Annotated in this window: 11 protein-coding genes; 6 read left to right on the top strand and 5 right to left on the bottom strand. The window is 34.1% G+C overall.

Features of this window, described 5'->3' with window-relative positions:
- Nucleotides 1-108: 108 nt before the first annotated feature.
- The 6 genes from EIG86_RS14290 to EIG86_RS11660 all read left to right on the top strand — a co-directional run bounded on the left by EIG86_RS14290 (nucleotide 109) and on the right by EIG86_RS11660 (nucleotide 14,003).
- On the top strand, nucleotides 109-9,024 hold the full coding sequence (locus EIG86_RS14290; RefSeq protein WP_240032217.1) for a DUF4397 domain-containing protein: 8,916 nt from the start codon (nucleotides 109-111) through the stop codon (nucleotides 9,022-9,024).
- Between the two features lie 75 nt (nucleotides 9,025-9,099).
- Nucleotides 9,100-10,107 carry a glycosyltransferase gene (locus EIG86_RS11680; protein ID WP_127846365.1) on the top strand — a complete coding sequence of 336 codons (1,008 nt, stop codon included), beginning with the start codon at nucleotides 9,100-9,102 and terminating at the stop codon, nucleotides 10,105-10,107.
- Nucleotides 10,104-11,054 (top strand): YbbR-like domain-containing protein, encoded by a 951-nt coding sequence (locus tag EIG86_RS11675; RefSeq protein WP_127846364.1) that lies wholly within the window; start codon nucleotides 10,104-10,106, stop codon nucleotides 11,052-11,054. Before EIG86_RS11680 ends, EIG86_RS11675 begins: the two co-directional genes overlap by 4 nt.
- Nucleotides 11,051-11,647 carry a dephospho-CoA kinase gene (coaE, locus tag EIG86_RS11670; RefSeq protein WP_127846363.1) on the top strand — a complete coding sequence of 199 codons (597 nt, stop codon included), beginning with the start codon at nucleotides 11,051-11,053 and terminating at the stop codon, nucleotides 11,645-11,647. Before EIG86_RS11675 ends, coaE begins: the two co-directional genes overlap by 4 nt.
- Nucleotides 11,648-11,710: 63 nt before the next feature.
- Entirely contained in the window at nucleotides 11,711-13,276 is a 1,566-nt protein-coding gene (locus EIG86_RS11665; protein ID WP_127846362.1) for a sensor histidine kinase, read from the top strand.
- A 4-nt stretch (nucleotides 13,277-13,280) separates the two neighbouring features.
- Nucleotides 13,281-14,003, top strand: coding sequence for a response regulator transcription factor (locus EIG86_RS11660; RefSeq protein ID WP_127846361.1), 723 nt, complete (start codon nucleotides 13,281-13,283; stop codon nucleotides 14,001-14,003).
- Nucleotides 14,004-14,054: 51 nt separating this feature from the next.
- Here EIG86_RS11660 and miaA read toward each other — a convergent pair whose 3' ends face one another.
- The 5 genes from miaA to EIG86_RS11635 form a co-directional block, all read right to left on the bottom strand.
- Nucleotides 14,055-14,963, bottom strand: coding sequence for a tRNA (adenosine(37)-N6)-dimethylallyltransferase MiaA (gene miaA, locus EIG86_RS11655; RefSeq protein ID WP_127846360.1), 909 nt, complete (start codon nucleotides 14,961-14,963; stop codon nucleotides 14,055-14,057).
- Between the two features lie 159 nt (nucleotides 14,964-15,122).
- Nucleotides 15,123-15,923: an ion transporter gene (locus tag EIG86_RS11650; protein ID WP_127846359.1), complete on the bottom strand. Its 801-nt coding sequence runs from the start codon at nucleotides 15,921-15,923 to the stop codon at nucleotides 15,123-15,125.
- A gap of 139 nt (nucleotides 15,924-16,062) precedes the next feature.
- On the bottom strand, nucleotides 16,063-16,779 hold the full coding sequence (locus EIG86_RS11645) for a potassium channel family protein (RefSeq protein ID WP_127846358.1): 717 nt from the start codon (nucleotides 16,777-16,779) through the stop codon (nucleotides 16,063-16,065).
- A 2-nt stretch (nucleotides 16,780-16,781) separates the two neighbouring features.
- A complete protein-coding gene (locus EIG86_RS11640; protein WP_127846357.1) occupies nucleotides 16,782-18,518 on the bottom strand; it encodes a TrkH family potassium uptake protein in 1,737 nt (578 codons plus the stop codon).
- 2 nt (nucleotides 18,519-18,520) lie between these two features.
- The gene (locus EIG86_RS11635; RefSeq protein ID WP_127846356.1) at nucleotides 18,521-19,885 is read right to left on the bottom strand and encodes an exonuclease domain-containing protein; all 1,365 of its coding nucleotides are present in this window, start codon (nucleotides 19,883-19,885) and stop codon (nucleotides 18,521-18,523) included.
- Nucleotides 19,886-20,077 lie beyond the last annotated feature (192 nt).

Below are 20,077 nucleotides of genomic sequence, written 5' to 3'. Positions count from 1 at the left end.
CTTCTGGATATATCAGAAGGGAGTTTTTTATTTAAACAATCATTATGAAATGTTTTTGATAAAATTTTCATATATTCGTTACTAATAACCTCTAAAATAAATAAAATTATGAAGAAAATTACGTTGTTAACAATGCTGTTCTCAGTGATGTTAACATTTGGTCAAACAACGACGATCAATTTTGATGTTGATGCTAATTGGATTCCGAGCGCGGATGGTTCAATTACAAGTTATCAAAATGGTCATTCCTTTGTAGACGGCGTGTTTTCAGCAATAGCTGATGATGCGTTAAGACAAGGGAATGGAGGTCAAGATGGTTTTCCTGGTGCGCTGGGAGATTATGCTTGGCGTTTAAGAAATAACGATGTAACATCTTGGACAGCTACTATTGCTTCTGGGGGAGTAGACGACTTTTCTGTAGCTATTAGACGCTGGGATGGTAGCCCATCTCCAGATTTTAACCTAGAGTATTCTGTTGATGGTGGTACAACATGGGAATTTGTCGCTCTTATTAACAATGCTTCATTAAATGATGCAAGCGACTGGGTTACTTTTACAGGTTCAGTTCAGAGTTCTGAGGATGATATCCTCGTAAGAATTGTGCCCAATTCTAGTGGAGAACGTATTATGATTGATGACTTTTCATGGTCAGCTTTTTCTTCTGCGCCAATTACTCCAACAACATCAGCTCCAACGCCTGTTGAAGCAGCGGAAGATGTAATATCTATTTATTCTGATGCTTATACAGATGTCTCTGTTGCGAACTATGACCCAAACTGGGGACAGCCAGGTCACACCTTAGTGAATACTACATTTGATCCAACAGGTACAGGAACAGATTTTGCTTTGGCCTATCCCAATTTTACCTATCAAGGTACAGATATTGGGGCTAATCTAGATTTATCTGATATGGATTTTCTTCATGTTGATATCTGGGTTGCTGCAGGAACAGACCGACAGGTGAAAGTGTCGCCGATTAATAACGGGACAGGAGTATCTGAAATATTGGTAGAAGTGCCTTTAACCCCAGGTTCTTGGAATAGTGTAACTTTAGATAAATCTGATTTTATAGGTATGACATGGGATTCTGTCTTTCAATTGAAATTTGATGGACAGTTCAATAGTGATGGCACTGCAAATACAACACCCTTCGATATTTATGTAGATAATATTTATTTCAGTCAAGAGCCTATTGTTGAAAACGGTGAAGATTGTTCAACTGCTTTTGTTGTAGATCAAGTTCCTTACACAGATTCAGGAGATACGGCTAATACAGGTAACAATTATCTGAATACCGACAGACCAACTATAGATAATGTTCAGTATAGTGATGGTACTGGATCTGGATTTTACTTAAATGGTGACGATACTGTTTATGCTTTTACACCAGATGAAAGTGGAATCTATAACTTCGAATTAACAAACATAGGAAGTTGGGTTGGGTTTTGGCTTTTTGAAGGTTGCGAGCCATTTTCGAATACGGTGGCTTACCATACATCAAGTAATTCAAACCCTAGGATTCTTTCTGAAATAAATCTTACTGCTGGACAAACATATTATGTTGTTATTTCTACATTCCCTACTCCAGATTCTACAACTTATACACTCGATATTTCTCAGATTACATGTCCAACTCCTCAGAATCTTGTGACAAGTAACTTGAGTACAACAAGTGTTGACTTAGCATGGGATTCTGTGACTAGTGCAACTGAATATGAATGGTTGGTTTTTAATTCTGGAGATGATCCAGAAGTTGATTCACCATTATTTAGTGGAATCGTTGATGATGGGTCGAGCCAAGCAAATATTTCAGGTTTAGCTTCTGCAACAACCTACGATGCTTATGTTGTTGCAGTTTGTAGCGATACCGATGAAAGTGATTTAAGTTCTGTCATAGAGTTTACTACCGAATGTGATTCTTTTGCAGCTCCTTTTTCAGAGAATTTTTCCTCTAGTGATACACCAAACTGTTGGTCGGAATCTGGAGATAATTCATGGGATTTTAGTACTTCTGCAGGATTTGCAGCTTCTGATGTTGAAGATCATACAGATGGCGGCGGAACTAATTTTGCTTGGATGGACGGATCTGATAATACGGATGGTGAAGTTTCAACACTTACCTCTCCTTTTATTGATATATCAGGATTAACTGAGCCAGAATTAAGATTTTTTGCATTTAGTAATAATGTTGATAGTGATGCTGTTAATATTTTAGAAGTAGAATTCTATGATGGGTCAGTCTGGAATAATGTTCTGACACAAAGTGAACTTCTTGGTGCTGATTGGGTTGAGTTTAATATTGACTTGACTAGTTTTACCATTTCTGGTGATGTTCAAATTAGATTTACTGTCACTGGTCAAGAAAATACTGGAGATACTTTTCATAACGACATATTAATTGATGACGTAGAAATCGACGAGCCAATTTCTTGTCCAGCTGTAGTTACATCAACCATAGCAGTTTCCAATATAAGTTCAACAACAGCCGATATAACTTGGGTTGAAGAACCACTTGCCGTTGATGGTTATGAATGGTTTGTTTATGAAGCAGGAGATTCACCTGAAAACGATACAGCTGTTGCTAACGGGTCAACTACTGATTCAGCAACAGTTACTGGTTCAATTTCTGGTTTAACCCCTATTACAGACTATGATGTTTATTTGCAAGCTATTTGTGGAGACTCAAATGAAAGTGAGTTGTCTTCTGCGGTTTCTTTTACAACAGCATGTTCTACCGTTTCTGCTCCTTATAATGAAAACTTTGATGCTGACCCAACTTCAATTCCAGATTGTTGGACACAAGGTGTCAACAACGCTGAAGATTGGGAGTTCGCTGACACACCAACAGGACATATAGGTGATGCTGGAAGTTTTCCTAATTCATCAGCTAGTGGAAATGGTTTTGCTTGGGTAGATGATTCTGGTGACCACAATCTTGATACACGACTTGAATCACCATTTATAGATGTTTCAAGCTTAACAGTTCCTGCAGTAAGTTTTTACTTCATTAGTAATAATGAAGGAGAAACAAATGTAGACTTTAGAGTAGAAGTTTGGGACGGAGCAGCATGGAATGAAGTTTTTTTCAGTAATGAAAATTCTGAAAACGGAGCCTGGGAAGAAGTTATCGTTGATATTTCAGCCCTTAACATTACAGGTGACATCCAATTAGCTTTCATCGTTGACGAAAACAATGGAACCGACTTTGATGATGATTTAGCAATAGATGATGTTTCTGTAGATGAATTACCAACTTGTCTTAAACCAGAGAATGTACAGATTTCAAATATTTCTAATAATTCGATAGATTTATCTTGGGATGCAGAATCAAGCGCAACTAGCGGTTACACATGGTTTATTTATGAGGGTGGTTCTAATCCAGAAACCGACACTGAAGTTCTAACAGGAACTACTACAAGTACAAATGTAACTATAAGCAATTTTTCTGTCGTTGATGTTTTTAGTTATGATGTTTATGTTCAATCTAACTGTGGAGATTCTGATAGCTTACTTTCGCTACCTGAAAGTTTTACTATAGATGTTTGTGATCCATCAAATCAGTGTAACTTTACATTTGAACTTACGGACACTTTTGGTGACGGGTGGAACGGAAATACCATGGACGTTATACAAGCCGGTGTAACTGTAGCTACCTTAGGAAGTAACTTTACGGATGGTTCAACTACCACAGAGACAGTTGCTTTATGTGATGGTGTTGACTTTGAACTATATTGGAATGCAGGTGGTTCATTTGCAGGCGAAGTCGGCGTTGAAGTATCAGATCCAAATGGTATTTCTTTATTTTTAAAGAGCCCAGGATCTGGTAGCCAAGACTCTTCATTGTTTACAGGTTTAGCTGAGTGTCCATCTTGCCTTTCTCCTACTGCTTTTTCTTTGGATTTAGTAGGGACAGATTCAGTAGACTTTAGTTGGACAGGTAATGATGGTGCAGTTGATTATTCATGGTTCATATTTGAATCAGGTGACTCTCCTGAAACTGATACTGAAGTAGATTCAGGTATTACTACAGATGAGAATGCTACATCTGTCGCTTTCTTAGTTACAGGTGTTAATTCTTATGACATTTACATACAAACTAATTGTAGCAATAATGAAGAAAGTGCATTAATTGGACCATTTAATTTTGAAGTTGCATTATGTGATGTAGAAGATCAATGCGTCTATACATTTGAATTAACTGATTCATTTGGTGATGGATGGAACGGAAACACAATGGATGTAATTCAAGACGGAACAACAGTTGCTACAATTGGATCAAGTTTTACTAATGGTTCAACACTGACTGAAAACATATCACTGTGTAGCGATATTGCTTTTGAATTATACTGGAATGCTGGTGGAAGTTTTGCAGGTGAAGTTGGAGTAGAAATCATTAATCCTGACGGATTAAGTGTATATACTAACTTGCCTGGAGATGGTTCTCAAGATTCTTCCTTATTTACAGGTGTAGCTTGTCCAGCTCCGATTTTTGCTAATGCTCAAATCATCCATAATTCACCAGATCCAGCAGCATCGATGGTAGATGTTTATGTGGATGGCGCATTAGCTCTAGATGATTTTGAATTCAGAACAGCAACGGAATTTATTGAATTGCCAGCTGGTGTAGAAATAGATATAGATATAGCACCATCAACAAGTGCTGATGTTACAGAAAGTATTTATACTATGAGTACAACATTGGCTGAAGATGAAATGTATACCATTGTAGCCAATGGCGTGCTAGATCCGACTCAGTTTGACAGCTCTGTAAATACTATAGATTTTGTTTTAGATGTATTTACTGGCTCTCTAGAAGTTTCTGGCGATCCTGCTGAAACAGATGTTTTGGTTCATCATGGTTCTCCAGATGCACCAACAGTAGATATTGTTGAGACAAGTGTTCCTGCTGGAATTTTAGTTGATGACATTTCTTATTCTGAATTTGATGGATACTTGAACTTGGCTTCTGGAGATTATACAATAGATGTAACTACAGCCGATGGTTCAACAGTTGTGGCTTCTTATGAAGCACCATTAGCAACATTACAATTAGAAGGTCAAGCCTTAACTGTAATTGCGAGTGGATTCTTAGATCCAACAGCAAATCAAAACGGTCCGGCATTTGGATTGTGGGTTGCACTTCCTGATGGTGGTGATTTAATTGAATTACCAGTTGCATCTTCAATCCCATCGAATGATAATGTATGCGACGCAATTCCATTAACGGTAGGCGCAACTTCTACAGGAGATGCTTATACGAATGTCAATGCTACAGCAGAAACTGATGAACCAGTTCCAGCTTGTTTCAATGATGGAATAAATGGGTCAGTTTGGTTTACTTTTGTAGCACCAGCTTCAGGAGAGGTTGAAGTATCTACAGATATATTAGGAGCTACACTTGTTGATACTGAAATTGCAGTTTATGAATCTCCAACGGATTGTTCAGATTTAAGCACATTTGGTGCTGATTTAGAATGTGATCAAGACGGTGGTAATATTGTTGGATTTGGATATACGTCAATTATAGAAATTGATGCTTTAGTTCCAGGTGATACTTACTATGTACAAGTAGATCAGTGGGGTACAGCTGACCCAGGTACTTTTGGAATAGAAGTTAAGGATACAAATCCCCCTTGTCCAGAACCAACAAATTTAGCTATTAGCAATATTACTGATAATTCAGCTGATTTATCTTGGGATGATGTGACTGAGGCTACAATTGGTTTTGAATGGCAAGTTTTTGAGTCTGGAGATAATCCAGAAACAGATTCCCCAATAGTTAATGGTACTACAGGTGCTGGAGAAACATTAGCCAATATTATTGGTTTAACATCAAATACAACATATGACGCATATGTATTATCAGATTGTGATACCGATGGAACAAGTATACTTTCATCTGCAGTTACTTTCTCTACTTTGTGTGATACTGTGTATACAGTTCCTTTCAATGAGACTTTTAATTCTGACTCTGATTCAGAAAATTGTTGGATAGTTTTAGATGAAAACGGAGATGGAGATGCTTGGAACTTAGATTATACTTTAAATCCATTTGAAGGTAATGAAGTTGCTGCTTTAAATACAGATTTTAACTCAGGAAACAACAATGACTGGTTAATTTCTCCAACGTTAGATTTAACAGGAAATGATCAATTGACTTTCCAAGTTAGAGTTCAATCGAGTGGAGAGCCAAACGATTTTGAAATATTACTTTCAACATCTGGTACAGAAACAGCTGACTTTACCGAAGTAATATTACCTCTTGATTCTTACGATAATGTTGTATATCAGGAAATCACTGTTGATTTGTCTAGCTACACTGGTGAAGTTCATATAGCATGGCATGTTCCTCAAGGAGGGTTAGATGGCTGGAGACTTTATGTTGATGACGTAAACGTTTCGGAAATACCAGAATGTTTTAAACCTACAAATGTTCAAGTGGATAATATAGCAGCTTTTACTGCTGATATATCTTGGGACGATGAACCAACTGCCTCAGTAGGATATGAGTGGTTTGTATACAATTCTGGAGATGATCCTGAAACTGACACGCCGGTTGCATCAGGAACTACCAATGCTGGAGAAATTACGGCTTCAGTATCAGGTTTAGAATCCGATACAGATTATGATGTATACGTTCAATCTGATTGTGATACAGATGGTGTTAGTGATTTATCTAATGTAGTTTCGTTTACTACAGAAGTTTCATGTTTAGAACCTGTTAATTTAATCGTAGATTCTTCAACTCAAGATGGTGCAAACATTTCTTGGGATGAAGAACCAAATGCAGCCAATGGTTATAATTGGTTTGTTTTTGAAGCTGGTAACGACCCTGAAACTGATACACCTCTACAAACTGGGAATACCGATAGTTCTACATTCAGTGTTACTATTGCTGGTCTTTCTGGAAACACAGAATATGACTTTTATGTACAGTCAGACTGTGGTACAGTCAATGGAGTAAGCGTTTTATCAGACTCAGTTTCTTTCTTTACTTTGCCTCAAGCGGTAATCGTTACAGAAGGTGTCGTTGAGTCCGATAATTATTGCTATGGTAATAATGATTTTCAGCAATGGTTATTCACTTCAGATGATGGTTCTCCATTAGTTATTGACTTTACACAAGGTTCAGTTGAAGCTAATACATTTGCAGGTGGCACTTATGATGACTTGGTCATTTATGACGGAACAGATCAAACAGGAACTGTTCTTTATGATTCTGACTTAGATAATTCTGATGTTGGAGACTTAAGTGTACTAAGTTTTGTAGCAGACTCTGGTTCTATGTTTATTACACTAGAATCTGATTTTACTAATTCTTGTGACACAGGTCAACAAACTGAAATATTCTTTGATGTATTTATCGAAGTAGAACCTGTTTTAGCTACTGCTCAAATCATTCACAATTCACCAGACCCAGCAGCATCTATGGTAGATGTTTATGTTGATGGTGTCTTGGCTGTAGATGATTTTGAATTCAGAACAGCAACGGAATTTATTGAGTTGCCTGCTGATGTAGTTATTAATATAGATATCGCACCATCAACAAGTGCTGATGTTACAGAAAGTATTTATAATATGAGTACAACATTAGCTGAAGATGAAATGTATACCATTGTAGCCAATGGCGTACTAGATCCGACTCAGTTTGACAGTTCTGTAAATACTATCGACTTTAACTTAGATGTGTTTATAGGTTCTCAAACCGTCTCAGGCGATCCTGCTGAAACAAATGTTTTGGTTCATCATGGTTCTCCAGATGCTCCAACTGTAGATGTTGTTGAAACGAGTGTTCCATCTGGAATATTAGTTGATGACATTTCTTATTCTGAATTTGAAGGCTATTTGAATTTACCTACTGGAGATTACACAATAGATGTAACTACAGCCGATGGTTCAACAGTTGTGGCTTCTTATGAAGCACCCTTAGCAACATTACAATTAGAAGGTCAAGCTTTAACTGTAGTTGCAAGTGGTTTCTTAGACCCAATAGCAAATCAAAATGGACCTGAATTCGGTCTTTGGGTTGCACTTCCTGATGGAGGCGATTTAATCGAACTGGCTCTAATTCCAGAACCTGTATTTGCAAGAGCTCAAATTATCCATAATTCACCAGATCCAGCAGCCACAATGGTTGATGTATATTTGAATGGTGTATTAGCAATAGATGATTTCGAGTTCAGAACAGCTACAGAATTCATAGATGTACCAGCCGAAGTTGCTATAGATGTTGATATTGCTCCTTCTACAAGTGCTGATGTTTCAGAAAGTATTTACAATTTAAATACTACACTTGTTGAAAATGAAACTTATATCATTGTTGCAGACGGTGTCTTAGATCCATCTCAGTTTGATACTTCTGTTAATAGTCCAATAGACTTTGGTCTTGAAGTTTATACTGGTGGTTTGGAAGTTGCTTCTGATCCTGGTGATACTGATGTTTTAGTTCATCATGGTGCTCCTGATGTACCTGCAATAGATGTAGTTGAAACATCTGTGCCTGTTGGTCCAGTATTTACTGATTTGGCTTATACAGATTTCCAAGGTTATACTTCATTTATAACTGACGATTATATCATAGACATTAATGGTCCTGCTGGATTAATTGAAAGCTATGAAGTTCCTTTAGATGAACTAGGTCTCAATGGTGCTGCTATTGTAGTTGTGGCCAGTGGTTTCTCAGAACCTGTGAATAATCAAGGTGGACCAGAATTTGGATTATGGGTAGCATTAGCTAGTGGAGGACCGCTTGTAGAACTTCCTATAGATATAGTTTCTACAGATAACTTCAATGCTAATAATTTTAGTTTTTATCCAAATCCAGTTAAAGATATGTTGAATATTAAAACTTCATTAAACATTGATGAAATTACAGTATTCAATATGTTGGGTCAGACTGTTGTAAAAGTGAAACCTAATGCTGCAAACCCAAGCTTAAGTCTTGAGAACTTGCAAGCAGGTGCTTACTTAGTGAAAGTTGAGAGCAATGGTAATTCTAAATTGATTAGAATTATCAAAGAATAATTTCAACTTAAATATTTAAATAATGAATCCCGAGGCTTTAGTCTCGGGATTTTTTATTTGTAATATATTTGAAGCATGAAACATTTGCACTTTTCATTTATTGTTCCGGTTTATAACCGTCCTAAAGAAATAGAGGAACTTCTTGAAAGCTTGACCAAGATAGAAGATGATTTCGAAGTCCTAATTATTGAAGATGGATCAACAGAAACATCAGAACATGTTATTGAAGAATATAAGACTAAACTCAAACTTAAATATTTTAGCAAAAGTAATTCTGGTCCTGGTGATTCTCGAAATTTCGGAATGAAAAAAGCAAAAGGCAATTATTATATTATATTAGACAGCGACGTTATTTTACCAAATACATATTTGAGCGAAGTTAGAGAAGCACTTCATGCGTATCATTTTGATTGCTTTGGAGGTCCAGATCGTGCTCATCAAAATTTTTCAGACACCCAAAAAGCCATCGATTACGTTATGACTTCGTTTTTGACTACGGGTGGAATTCGTGGTAGTAAAAATTCCAAAATTTCTACTACTTATGAACCAAGGAGTTTTAATATGGGTCTGTCTAAAGAAGCCTTTCAAGAAACGCAAGGTTTTTCCGATATTCATCCTGGTGAAGATCCTGATTTATCAATAAGACTCAAGCAAAAAGGCTTCAATGTTGGCTATATACCAAAAGCATTCGTTTATCACAAAAGGCGAATCGATTTTTCGAAATTCAAAACTCAAGTCAATAAGTTCGGCTTAGTTAGACCTATTTTGTTAAAACGCTATCCTAATACAGCTAAAATCACCTATTGGTTTCCATCTGTTTATGTCGTAGTGTTAGTTTTATCTTTGTTTTTTATCGTTTTCGATTATCATTTCATTGCTTATTTCCTTTCTTTATATTTATTTTTATTACTAATTGATGCTTCTGTGACCCATAAGAGCTTAAAAATTGGATTACTGACCTTATGGGCAACCCAAATTCAGTTTTTTGGATATGGCTTGGGATTTTTGAATAGTTATTTTAAAATTCATATATTGAATAAAAACCCAAGGGAAGTTTTTCCTAAATTATTTTTCCAAAAATGAATAAAAATCGACAGTTCAAGACTATAAAAACAAATCTGAGTAAGCGTAATTATAAAGCTTTTATCTTTTTTCTGTGTTTTACTTTGCTGATTTGGATTTTTGTTCAGTTATCTAAAAATTACAACCAAACAGTAGAGTTTAATTTTGAAATCACAAATACTCCCAAAGATATTGTAGTCGAAAAAAAATCGAAATCTGTCGACTTTCAACTGAATGAAACAGGTTTTAAGTTATTATCTCTGAACCTGTTCAATCAAAATTATAGAATAGATTTTAAACATCTTAAAGTTGAAGATGCCTACCTAACTTATGATTTATACAAAGATATTTCTGAAATTGTGAAGAAATTTAATTTATCAGAATCTGAATTAAAATTAACCCAAAGCACTTTAAACTACGAGTATTATAAACTTAAAACTAAAAAAATAAAGGTTATTCCAAACCTACAGGTTGAATTCAAGTTGGGTTATGATTCGGTTCAAAATTTTAAAGTAATGCCCAAAATGGTAAAGATTTCGGGCAAAGATTCTATATTGAAAGAAATAGATTCTGTACACACAATCTCGAAGACTTTCACAGATGTATCAGATACACTTTCTGGTAAAATTCAACTTAAGACTGAAGATTTCGAATTGGTCAATTTTTTTACAACTCAAGTTGAATATCAATTGGTTGTTGATCGTTTTACTGAAGGCAAAGTACAAGTTCCTATAAAAGTCGTCAACTTACCACAATATGCAGAGGTAACAACATTTCCCAAAACAGTTGAAATAAGTTTTAAAACCAGCTTGTCAAATTTTGAAAAAATTGATGAAAATGATTTTACTGTAGAATGTGAATATAAAGAAGATGAAGACTTCATGATTCCAAAAATTGTTGAGCATCCTAAATCACTCAAACATCTGAATTTGAATATTAATAAAGTTGATTATTTGGTAAAAAAATGATAAAAGTAGGGTTGACAGGTGGTATTGGTAGTGGAAAATCTACAGTAGCCAAAATGTTTCAAGAATTAGGCGTTCCTGTATTCATTGCAGATGAAGAAGCCAAAAAAATTCAAAAAACCAAGTCAGTTTTAGAACAAATGACCGCAGTTTTTGGACAAGGAATTTTATCTGAAAACGATGATTTAGACCGAAAAAAATTAGCGGAAATTGTATTCAATGATGATAAAGCGCTAAAAACCCTGAACAGCATCATACATCCTGAAGTTCATAAAGCCTTTATGAAATGGATCAGTAAACAAAATTCAGAATATATAATTTATGAAGCTGCTATAATTTTTGAAAAAAAAAGACAAGACGATTTCGATTTCACTATTTTGGTAACTGCACCAAAGCAACTTAGAATCCAGAGAGTAGTTGCACGAGATTCATCCAATCCAAATTCTGTTCAGTCAAGAATTAGTAACCAATGGAGCGATGCTAAAAAAGCTAAACTTGCGGATTTCGTTATTGAAAATCTAGATTTAAAACAAACTCAGCAAAGAGTTCGTGAACTTCATGAAGATATTTCAAAACTTTCAGATAATTCCATTTGATTTGATGTTAACTTTCGGTTAAATGCTATTTGAGCCTTTAATTAAAAAGTTAATTTTGACGGAATGAATAAAAAGATTTTCAAATTCATAATTGTTTTGATGAGTGTTTCCCTTGTTGGAATCATTTTCGTGCAGGGCTACTGGATTAAAAACACAGTAGAAAGCAACGAAGAGCAGTTTTCTATGGGAGCTAAGCAAATTCTCATCAATGTTGTTCAGCAGTTAGAAAAACAAGAAATAGATAAATATTATTTCGAATTTGCTGCTTTAGCTGATTCTGCGACTCCTGTAGAAACTCAGTTAAGTGAAATTTTTCAGTTGAAAGAAGATGAGATTTCCGCAGATTATTTTTTGTATTCAAACAGTATTTTTCAGGAAGATTATAAAATTGCATCTCCTTTTTTAGCTGAAAATCAAGATTCGGTTGAATTTAAAAAACTAGTGAACAGAAAAGTTACTGCCGTAATGCGGCGAAATGATGTCGATGGAAATACTTTGAGTGCGCTCGAGCGTTTTGAAAAAATAAATAATCTGGAAGACGAACAGAAATATTTGTGGTTGGACGCAATTAAAGAAATGGCGTCTAAAATTCCGATTCATAAACGTATTGACACAATCGAGATCAAGAATTTGATTGATGAGCAAATGCAGAAAAGGAATATGGATTCAGATTATGAATTTGGCATTTATAGCAATGCTTTGTCAACAAAAGTGAAAACAGCCAATTTCGAATTGAATTCACCTTCAACTTACGGAATTCCTGTATATAGTTATAACGATACGAACTCAGACTTTCAATTGTTTATCAATTTTAAGGATAAAAATAAGCAAATTTTGTCATCTATTGCTTTAATGGGCGGTTTGTCAGTAATGTTTACTTTGGTTATTGTTTTAGCCTTTTCTTCTGCAATCGGTCAATTGATTCGTCAAAGACAGATTTCACAAATCAAAACCGATTTCATTAACAACATGACTCATGAATTTAAAACGCCTATTGCTACAATCAATTTGGCTTTGGATTCTGTGAAAAACCCAATGATTTCAAAAAATCCTGACGCTGTTGATCGCTATTTGAACATGATTAGAGAGGAAAATAAACGGATGCATGCTCAAGTAGAAAATGTTTTGAGAATTTCAAAACTGGAGCGCAATGAACTAGATATTGAAAAAGAAAAGCGTGATTTGCACGATATTATAGAAGACGCTGTAAGTCACATCAACTTAATTGTTGAAGATCGCGGAGGTTATATAAAGACACATCTTGAAGCATCTCGTGACAGTGTTTTGGCTAATGATTCTCATTTTTCAAATGTTATTGTAAACATTTTGGACAATGCAGTAAAATATTCAACGGACGTACCCGAAATAGATGTTTATACTGAAAATGTAAGCAATTTTATTTTGTTGACTATTTCAGATAAAGGAAGCGGAATGAGCAAACAGGTTCAAAAGAAAATTTTTGAAAAATTTTATCGAGAACACACAGGAGATGTTCATAACGTAAAAGGGCACGGTCTTGGATTAGCTTATGTAAAAAGAATCGTTGAAGATCATCACGGTGAGATATCTGTGACAAGTGAAAAAGGAAAAGGAAGTTCATTTATAATTAAATTACCATTAATATCATAAATATATGGAAACTGAAAACAAGAAAATTTTATTAGTAGAGGACGATCCAAATTTTGGAATCGTATTGAAAGATTATTTAGCCATGAATAACTACGACGTTACACATGCTAAGAACGGTATGGAAGGCTTTGAGAAATTTAAAAAAGGCAACTTCGATCTATGCATATTAGATGTCATGATGCCATACAAAGACGGTTTTACTTTAGCAAAAGAAATTAGAGCTAAAAATGAAGACGTTCCAATTATCTTTTTAACTGCGAAGGCTATGAAAGATGATGTTTTAAAAGGCTATAAAGTCGGAGCTGATGACTATTTGAATAAACCATTTGACAGTGAAGTGCTTTTGATGAAAATCAAAGCCATTATGCAAAGAAAAAGTTCTGATAGTTTAGCAGAAAGTAAACAATTTGAATTTACGATTGGTAATTTTCACCTCAATTCTAAACTTCGTTTCTTAACTTATAAGGATGAAGAACCTATCAAATTATCACCAAAAGAAAATGAATTATTGAGGCTTTTGGCATTATATGAAAATGATTTGATGCCAAGAGAGTTGGCATTGACAAAGATTTGGAGAGACGATAACTACTTTACATCAAGAAGTATGGATGTTTATATCGCCAAATTAAGAAAATACTTGAAAAAAGATGAAACCGTTGAAATTTTAAATATCCACGGAGAAGGTTTCCGTTTGGTTGTTAGAGGTTCCGACGGAAAAGGAGCATAAATTCTTATCTTTTTTCAGTTTCAAAATTACCTATCGTAATAATTGATTTTATTATGATAGGTGTTTTTTGTTTATAAATTCTGAAATTTCTTTTGCAGAGGTTTCATATGGAAACCATCGAATGTCTTCATCTTTTTTGAACCAAGTCATTTGTCGTTTAGCAAATCTTCTTGTATTCTTTTTTATTTCCGAAATAGCTTCTTCTAAAGTAATTTCATCTTCAAAAAACCTAAACAATTCTTTATAACCAACGGTGTTTAAAGCATTCAAACTTTTGTGTTTGTAAAGTGATTTAGCTTCGTCAACCAATCCATTTTCAATCATTAAATCTACTCTCTGGTTGATTCTTTCATAAATAATTTGTCTTGGAGCATCCAATCCAATTTTTATAGTTTCAAATGAACGTTTTGGTTTTGGTTGATTCAAAAATTTAGAAAATTTTTCTCCTGAACTTAAAATAACTTCTAATGCCCGGATTATTCTTCTAGGATTTTCCTGATCTATTGTTGTATAATATTCAGGATCTTTTTCAGCCAATTCATTTTGAAGTTTTTCGATGCCATAATGCTTCAGAATAGTATTCAGATTTTCTCTAACTTTTGGATCAATATCTGGAAATTGATCCAAACCTTCTACTACAGCTTTTTCATACAAACCGCTACCACCAACCATTATGGCGATATTGTTTTCAAGAAAAATTTCACTAAGCTTTTTAATTGCGTCTTTTTCAAAATCACCAACATTATAATTTTCAATTATGGAACGATGTTGTATAAAATGATGAGGAATTTCAGCCATTTCCGAGTCTTCAGGCACAGCAGTTCCTATCGACATTTCTTTATAAAACTGCCTAGAATCACAGGATAAAATTTCTGTGTTGTAAATTTTCGCCAAAGCGATGCTTTTTGAAGTTTTGCCTATTGCCGTCGGACCAATTATTGAAATCAGTTTTTTTGTCATAATTCAAACTAAAATTTTTCTGTTAATTATGGTAAATTTCGAATAAAAATTGAATTCTAAAACTATAGATTTTCAAAGATTTCATGATTTTGAAATTTCTGTAACTGAAGATTTTCAAAATTTATTTTATTCAAATTAAAAACTGTTTTAATAAATAATTTATCTTTTCAAATCATAGCCACATTTATGACAAAATTGAGCGTCATCTTGATGTATACTTTCTCCACAGTTGTAGCATACTTGAGTATTTCTGGAAACATTTTCTTTTGTCATTTCTGCCGTAACAATTCCTGTTGGCACAGCTATAATACCATAACCAAGTAGCATAATAAGAGTAGCTATGAATTGACCTAAAGGCGTTACAGGGTGAATGTCTCCAAATCCAACAGTTGTCAAGGTTACAATTGTCCAGTAAATCCCAATAGGGATAGAAGTGTAGCCGTTTTCGGGTCCTTCTACAAGGTACATAATAGTTCCAGATACAAAAGCTATTATGATAACACTGTATAAAAATATCAATATTTTAGGCATGCTCTTTTTCAAGGCGACTGAAACTACAGAACCGGCTCCAGTATATCTTGCTAGCTTAAGCACTCTAAAAACTCGTAGTAACCTTAAAGCTCTTAAAGACAATAAGGCTCCGGAGCCAACAAAAACTAATGAAACATAAAGTGGAATTGTAGAAAGAAAATCGACTATACCATAAAAACTAAGAATATAATTTTTTGGTTTTTTTATACTGATAATTCTCAAAATATATTCAATTGTAAAAAATATGGTAATAATCCATTCTAAAGTAACAAACAAAGAATGGTATTCTAAGCTAATTTGTTCAACAGAGTCGAGTACCACTAATGCGAGACTTACTACAATTACAATCAGCAAAGCCACATCGAATACTTTTCCAGCTTTTGTGTCTGCCTCGTAAATTACTTCATGAACCTTTTCTTTCCAAGTCATACTGATTCAAAATTATTTTTTGTTTTAGCTTTAATTTTTGATTGAAAAAGCTAGAAGCGCTAAATTTAGGATAAATAAAACTTTATTTCTTATGTTTTGCTTTAGATTCCGATATAAAGAAACATGTTCGAACTTTTCGTCAATCCTTAGAAGTCTTTTTATCAATAAAAGTATTTATATCACTATTTTTTCCAAAAATAACCAGAATTTCTTTTTCCTTCAATTTTTCTGTTGGATCTAATATTCCACGAATTTTATCTTCTCTTTCATTTTCACTTACCTTATCCTCATTTTCAGAATCATTATTATCTTCATTTTTTTTAATAGTAGTCAGAATGAGAAGATTATGTTTCTTCCTTAAGTCTAATTCCTTTAGCGTTTTACCAGCGAATTTTTCTGGAAGTTCTATCTGTACAATACTAAAATCTTCATTAAGCTCAAAAGAATCCAATATATTTTTAAAGTGAAGTTTATTTGACCAGCGCTCGGCGATTTCAGCTTCAGGATGAACAATCTTGTCAACACCAATAGCTTGAAGAACTTTTTTATGTAAAGGATTCATAGCTCTAGTGATAAGTTCTTTAACGCCTAGGTTTTTGAAAAGAGCCGTTGTCATAATGTTTTCACCTTGGTCTTCTCCAATAGCAATGACTACGACATCGGTTTCGTCTAGAGGTAAGTCAGAAACTTCAATTTCATCGGTAGCGTCCATTCGGATGGTATGTGTGATTTTTTCTTTAAAATAATCTACCTTGTCCATATTTTTATCAACTCCTATAACTTCATTATCTAGAGCTGTAAGTTTTTGAGCTAGTGAGGCACCGAAATTGCCTAATCCTACAATGATATATTTCATAATTAGTTAATTAATATTTCTTCTGTTGGATAATCATAATTTTTTTGCTTTATTTTCTTAAAAACAGCAACGACAACTGTCAGCATGCTTACTCTGCCTACGAACATCGTAAAAATAATGACCAATTTTCCCAATTCGCTAAGTCGGTCTGTAATTCCTAAGCTTAATCCAACTGTTGAATAAGCTGAAAAGGTTTCAAAAACCAAATCAAATAGACTCAAGTTTTTTTCGCTTAGACTTAAAACCAAAGTGGAAAAGCCTATAACAATCAAAGATAGCGCAATAATAGCATAAGATCTTCTTATAGATATATTGGAAATTTCTCTCTTGAAAACTTCAATTCTCGACTTTCCTCTAGCTAAACTTAAAATATTCAAAGTAGATATTGCAAGTGTACTCGTTTTTATACCTCCGCCAGTTGAGGATGGGGATGCGCCAATCCACATTAGAAGTAAAATGAATAATAAAGTCGGTAAAGTCAAAAGAGATGTATCTACGGTATTGAATCCTGCTGTTCGCGGAGTAGCAGCCGTAAATAGAGCAGTTACGATTTTTCCAAATCCACTATGCTCGGCTAAGCTGTTGTTAAATTCTAAAATATAAATAACGACCAAGGCAATGGCAGTCACAATAAAAGTTGTAATCAAAGTGATTCTACTACTCAAATTCAAAACCCAAGGTTTGAAATCTGCTTCCCGTCCAAAAACTCTTTTTACGCTATATCTAATGTATTTGACTATATTTTCAACTATGGGAAAACCAAGCCCGCCTACAATAAAAGAAACAATTACTACAAGTTGAAGTCCGTAGTTGAATCTGAAACCAGTTTCATTAAAACTATTGGTTAAAGTTGAAAACCCCGCATTACAAAATGAAGATATAGCATGAAATATGGAAAAATAAGCCTGATCTGAAAAACCTTTAAAGTCTGAGCTTTCTAATGAAGAATAAATCAGAAGTGCTGAGACCAACTCAATTCCGAATGTGATTACAATGATATATTTTAAAGTTTTGAAAACTGTACTCAAAGATTTAGAACTTGTAATGCTGTTCAAAGTAAGCTGATTTTCATAGGTTGAGCCTCCTTTAAAAAAATAGCTAAAAAAACTTGTAAAGGTCAAAATACCTAAACCACCTATTTGTATTAGGCAAAGAATTATAGTTTGACCTAAACCTGTAAAATAACTTCCTGTATCTACCACAATAAGACCAGTTACACAGACTGCACTGGTAGAAGTGAATAAAGCGTCAATAAAACTAATGCCTGAGTGGGTTGCATTAGGAAGCATGAGGAGGAAGCTGCCAATTACTATAATCGTCAAAAAACTAAGTATGAATAGTTGAGCCGGATTAAGAATAGTCCGATCAATTGAAATTTTAATATCTGAAGACTCCCTAATGAAAGTAAGAAGGATTGCTAAATTTAACCAGTTGTCCCTAATTACTGAACTTTCTAAAATCTGAAAATCTAAAACTACAAAATGCCTAATCAGTACAAAAATCGAAAATAAAACTGAAATCAAATCAAAAACAACAACACCTTTTTTGGGAAAATCATCATTTTTATAATACCTAATTGACGTTGAAGTAATTCCTAAAATAATAACCGCAACGTAAAAAATATTATAAGTTTTGCTCAAATAATCAGAATGTTCAAAGCCAAAGTCGAAAACCATAACTACTAAACCTATTAGGCTAAGTAAGAACGAAACAGTATGGATTTTCAAATTTCTATTCATGCTTATAACCTGTGGATTTTCAAGTTTTTGTTTCGTTTTCTTAAATAACTTTGAATAATATGTTGTGCGTCTCTGTCATTTTCAATTGAATTCAACATTGTTTTCAGTTTATTAATATTACTGATTTCAGTATCTGCATTCACAAAGCCAATCGCACAAAGTTGACCGTCTTCAATAATGATAAGACTTTTTTCTGCTGAATGACGGCCACGATCCTGAATTACCATATTTTTATGTTCAAAATCATAATAATCTATTAGTTTCTGAACACGTTCATTATAAATTTCTGCAGACTCTTCCGTTACACAAGCACCATTACATTGCTTTATTGTATAATTGAAGCAAGCGCCTTTAGTTTGATGTAAACCTGTCAATTTCTGGCAAAGTTCGTACTGTTCCAGCATTCGCTCCATGAAACTTTTACCCTGTTGGTAGTTAGTGAAACTCGTGATATATCTAACATTTGGTTTTACTTTCGACAAGCTTAAATTCAAATATCCCAAATCATCTTTGAAAACATATAAAGCGTAGCTGAAAATGTTTTTCACCAAAGCCCGATTGTATTTTGGTTGCAAACGTTTAATGGCTTGATTTTCTTTTAGTAAAGCTTGAAGTTCATTACCAGTAATCTCAAATTCAACCTTTTCAACCTCAGATTGAATTTGCTTCGATTTATGATTATCACTCGTGAAATGTTGTTGAGAACGCTTTTTTAGATTCTTGCTTTTACCAACGTAAATAACTTCTTTAGATTTGTTCAGGAAATAATACACACCAACACTTTCTGGTAAAGTTTTGACTAAATCTAAAAGATCTTTATCAAGCTTTTGATAAATTTTCTTATTTAGGTTTTTCTCTAAAATTGCTTTATCAGGATCTTTTGCTAGCAGCATTTCAAACAATTCAACGGTCGCTAAAGCATCGCCGCTAGCACGATGTCTGTTTTTGATAGAAATACCTAAACTTTTAACCAGCTTCCCTAAACTATATGAATTATGACCGGGCAATAAAACTTTTGAAAGTTTTACGGTGCAAAGTGTGTTTCTTTCGAATTCGAATCCCAATCGGTTGAATTCTAAACGTAACATTCGGTAGTCAAACTTTGCATTGTGCGCTACAATTGTACAGTCTTCTGTAATTTCAACAATGCGTTTGGCAACTTCATAAAACTTTGGCGCAGTATGAACCATTTCATTATTGATGCCAGTCAGCCCAACTACAAAAGATTGAATTCTTCGCTCAGGATTAATGAGACTAACAAACTCATCAACGATTTTCTCGCCATCGAATTTATAGATTGCAATTTCAGTAATGCCTTCTTCATTAAATTTTCCGCCAGTGGATTCTATGTCTAAAATAGCGTACAAACTTGCTAGTTGAATTTTAAGTGCACACAAAAATAAGGATATATTTCTTACTGAAACTGAAGTGAAAAATAAAGTTTGCTATAGCATTGTATTGTTAGTTTTATTTATGAAAACATCTTTTTTTTAAGTCTATTCAACATAAATTGACTTGATCATGATTTTTGTTTTTATCGATTTCAGATTTTTCAGCAC

Source organism: Psychroflexus aestuariivivens (assembly GCF_004010055.1).
Classification (GTDB): Bacteria; Bacteroidota; Bacteroidia; order Flavobacteriales; family Flavobacteriaceae; genus Psychroflexus; species Psychroflexus aestuariivivens.
The sequence above is the reverse complement of the archived record's forward strand: the minus strand, read 5'-3'. Positions and strand labels throughout refer to the sequence as shown.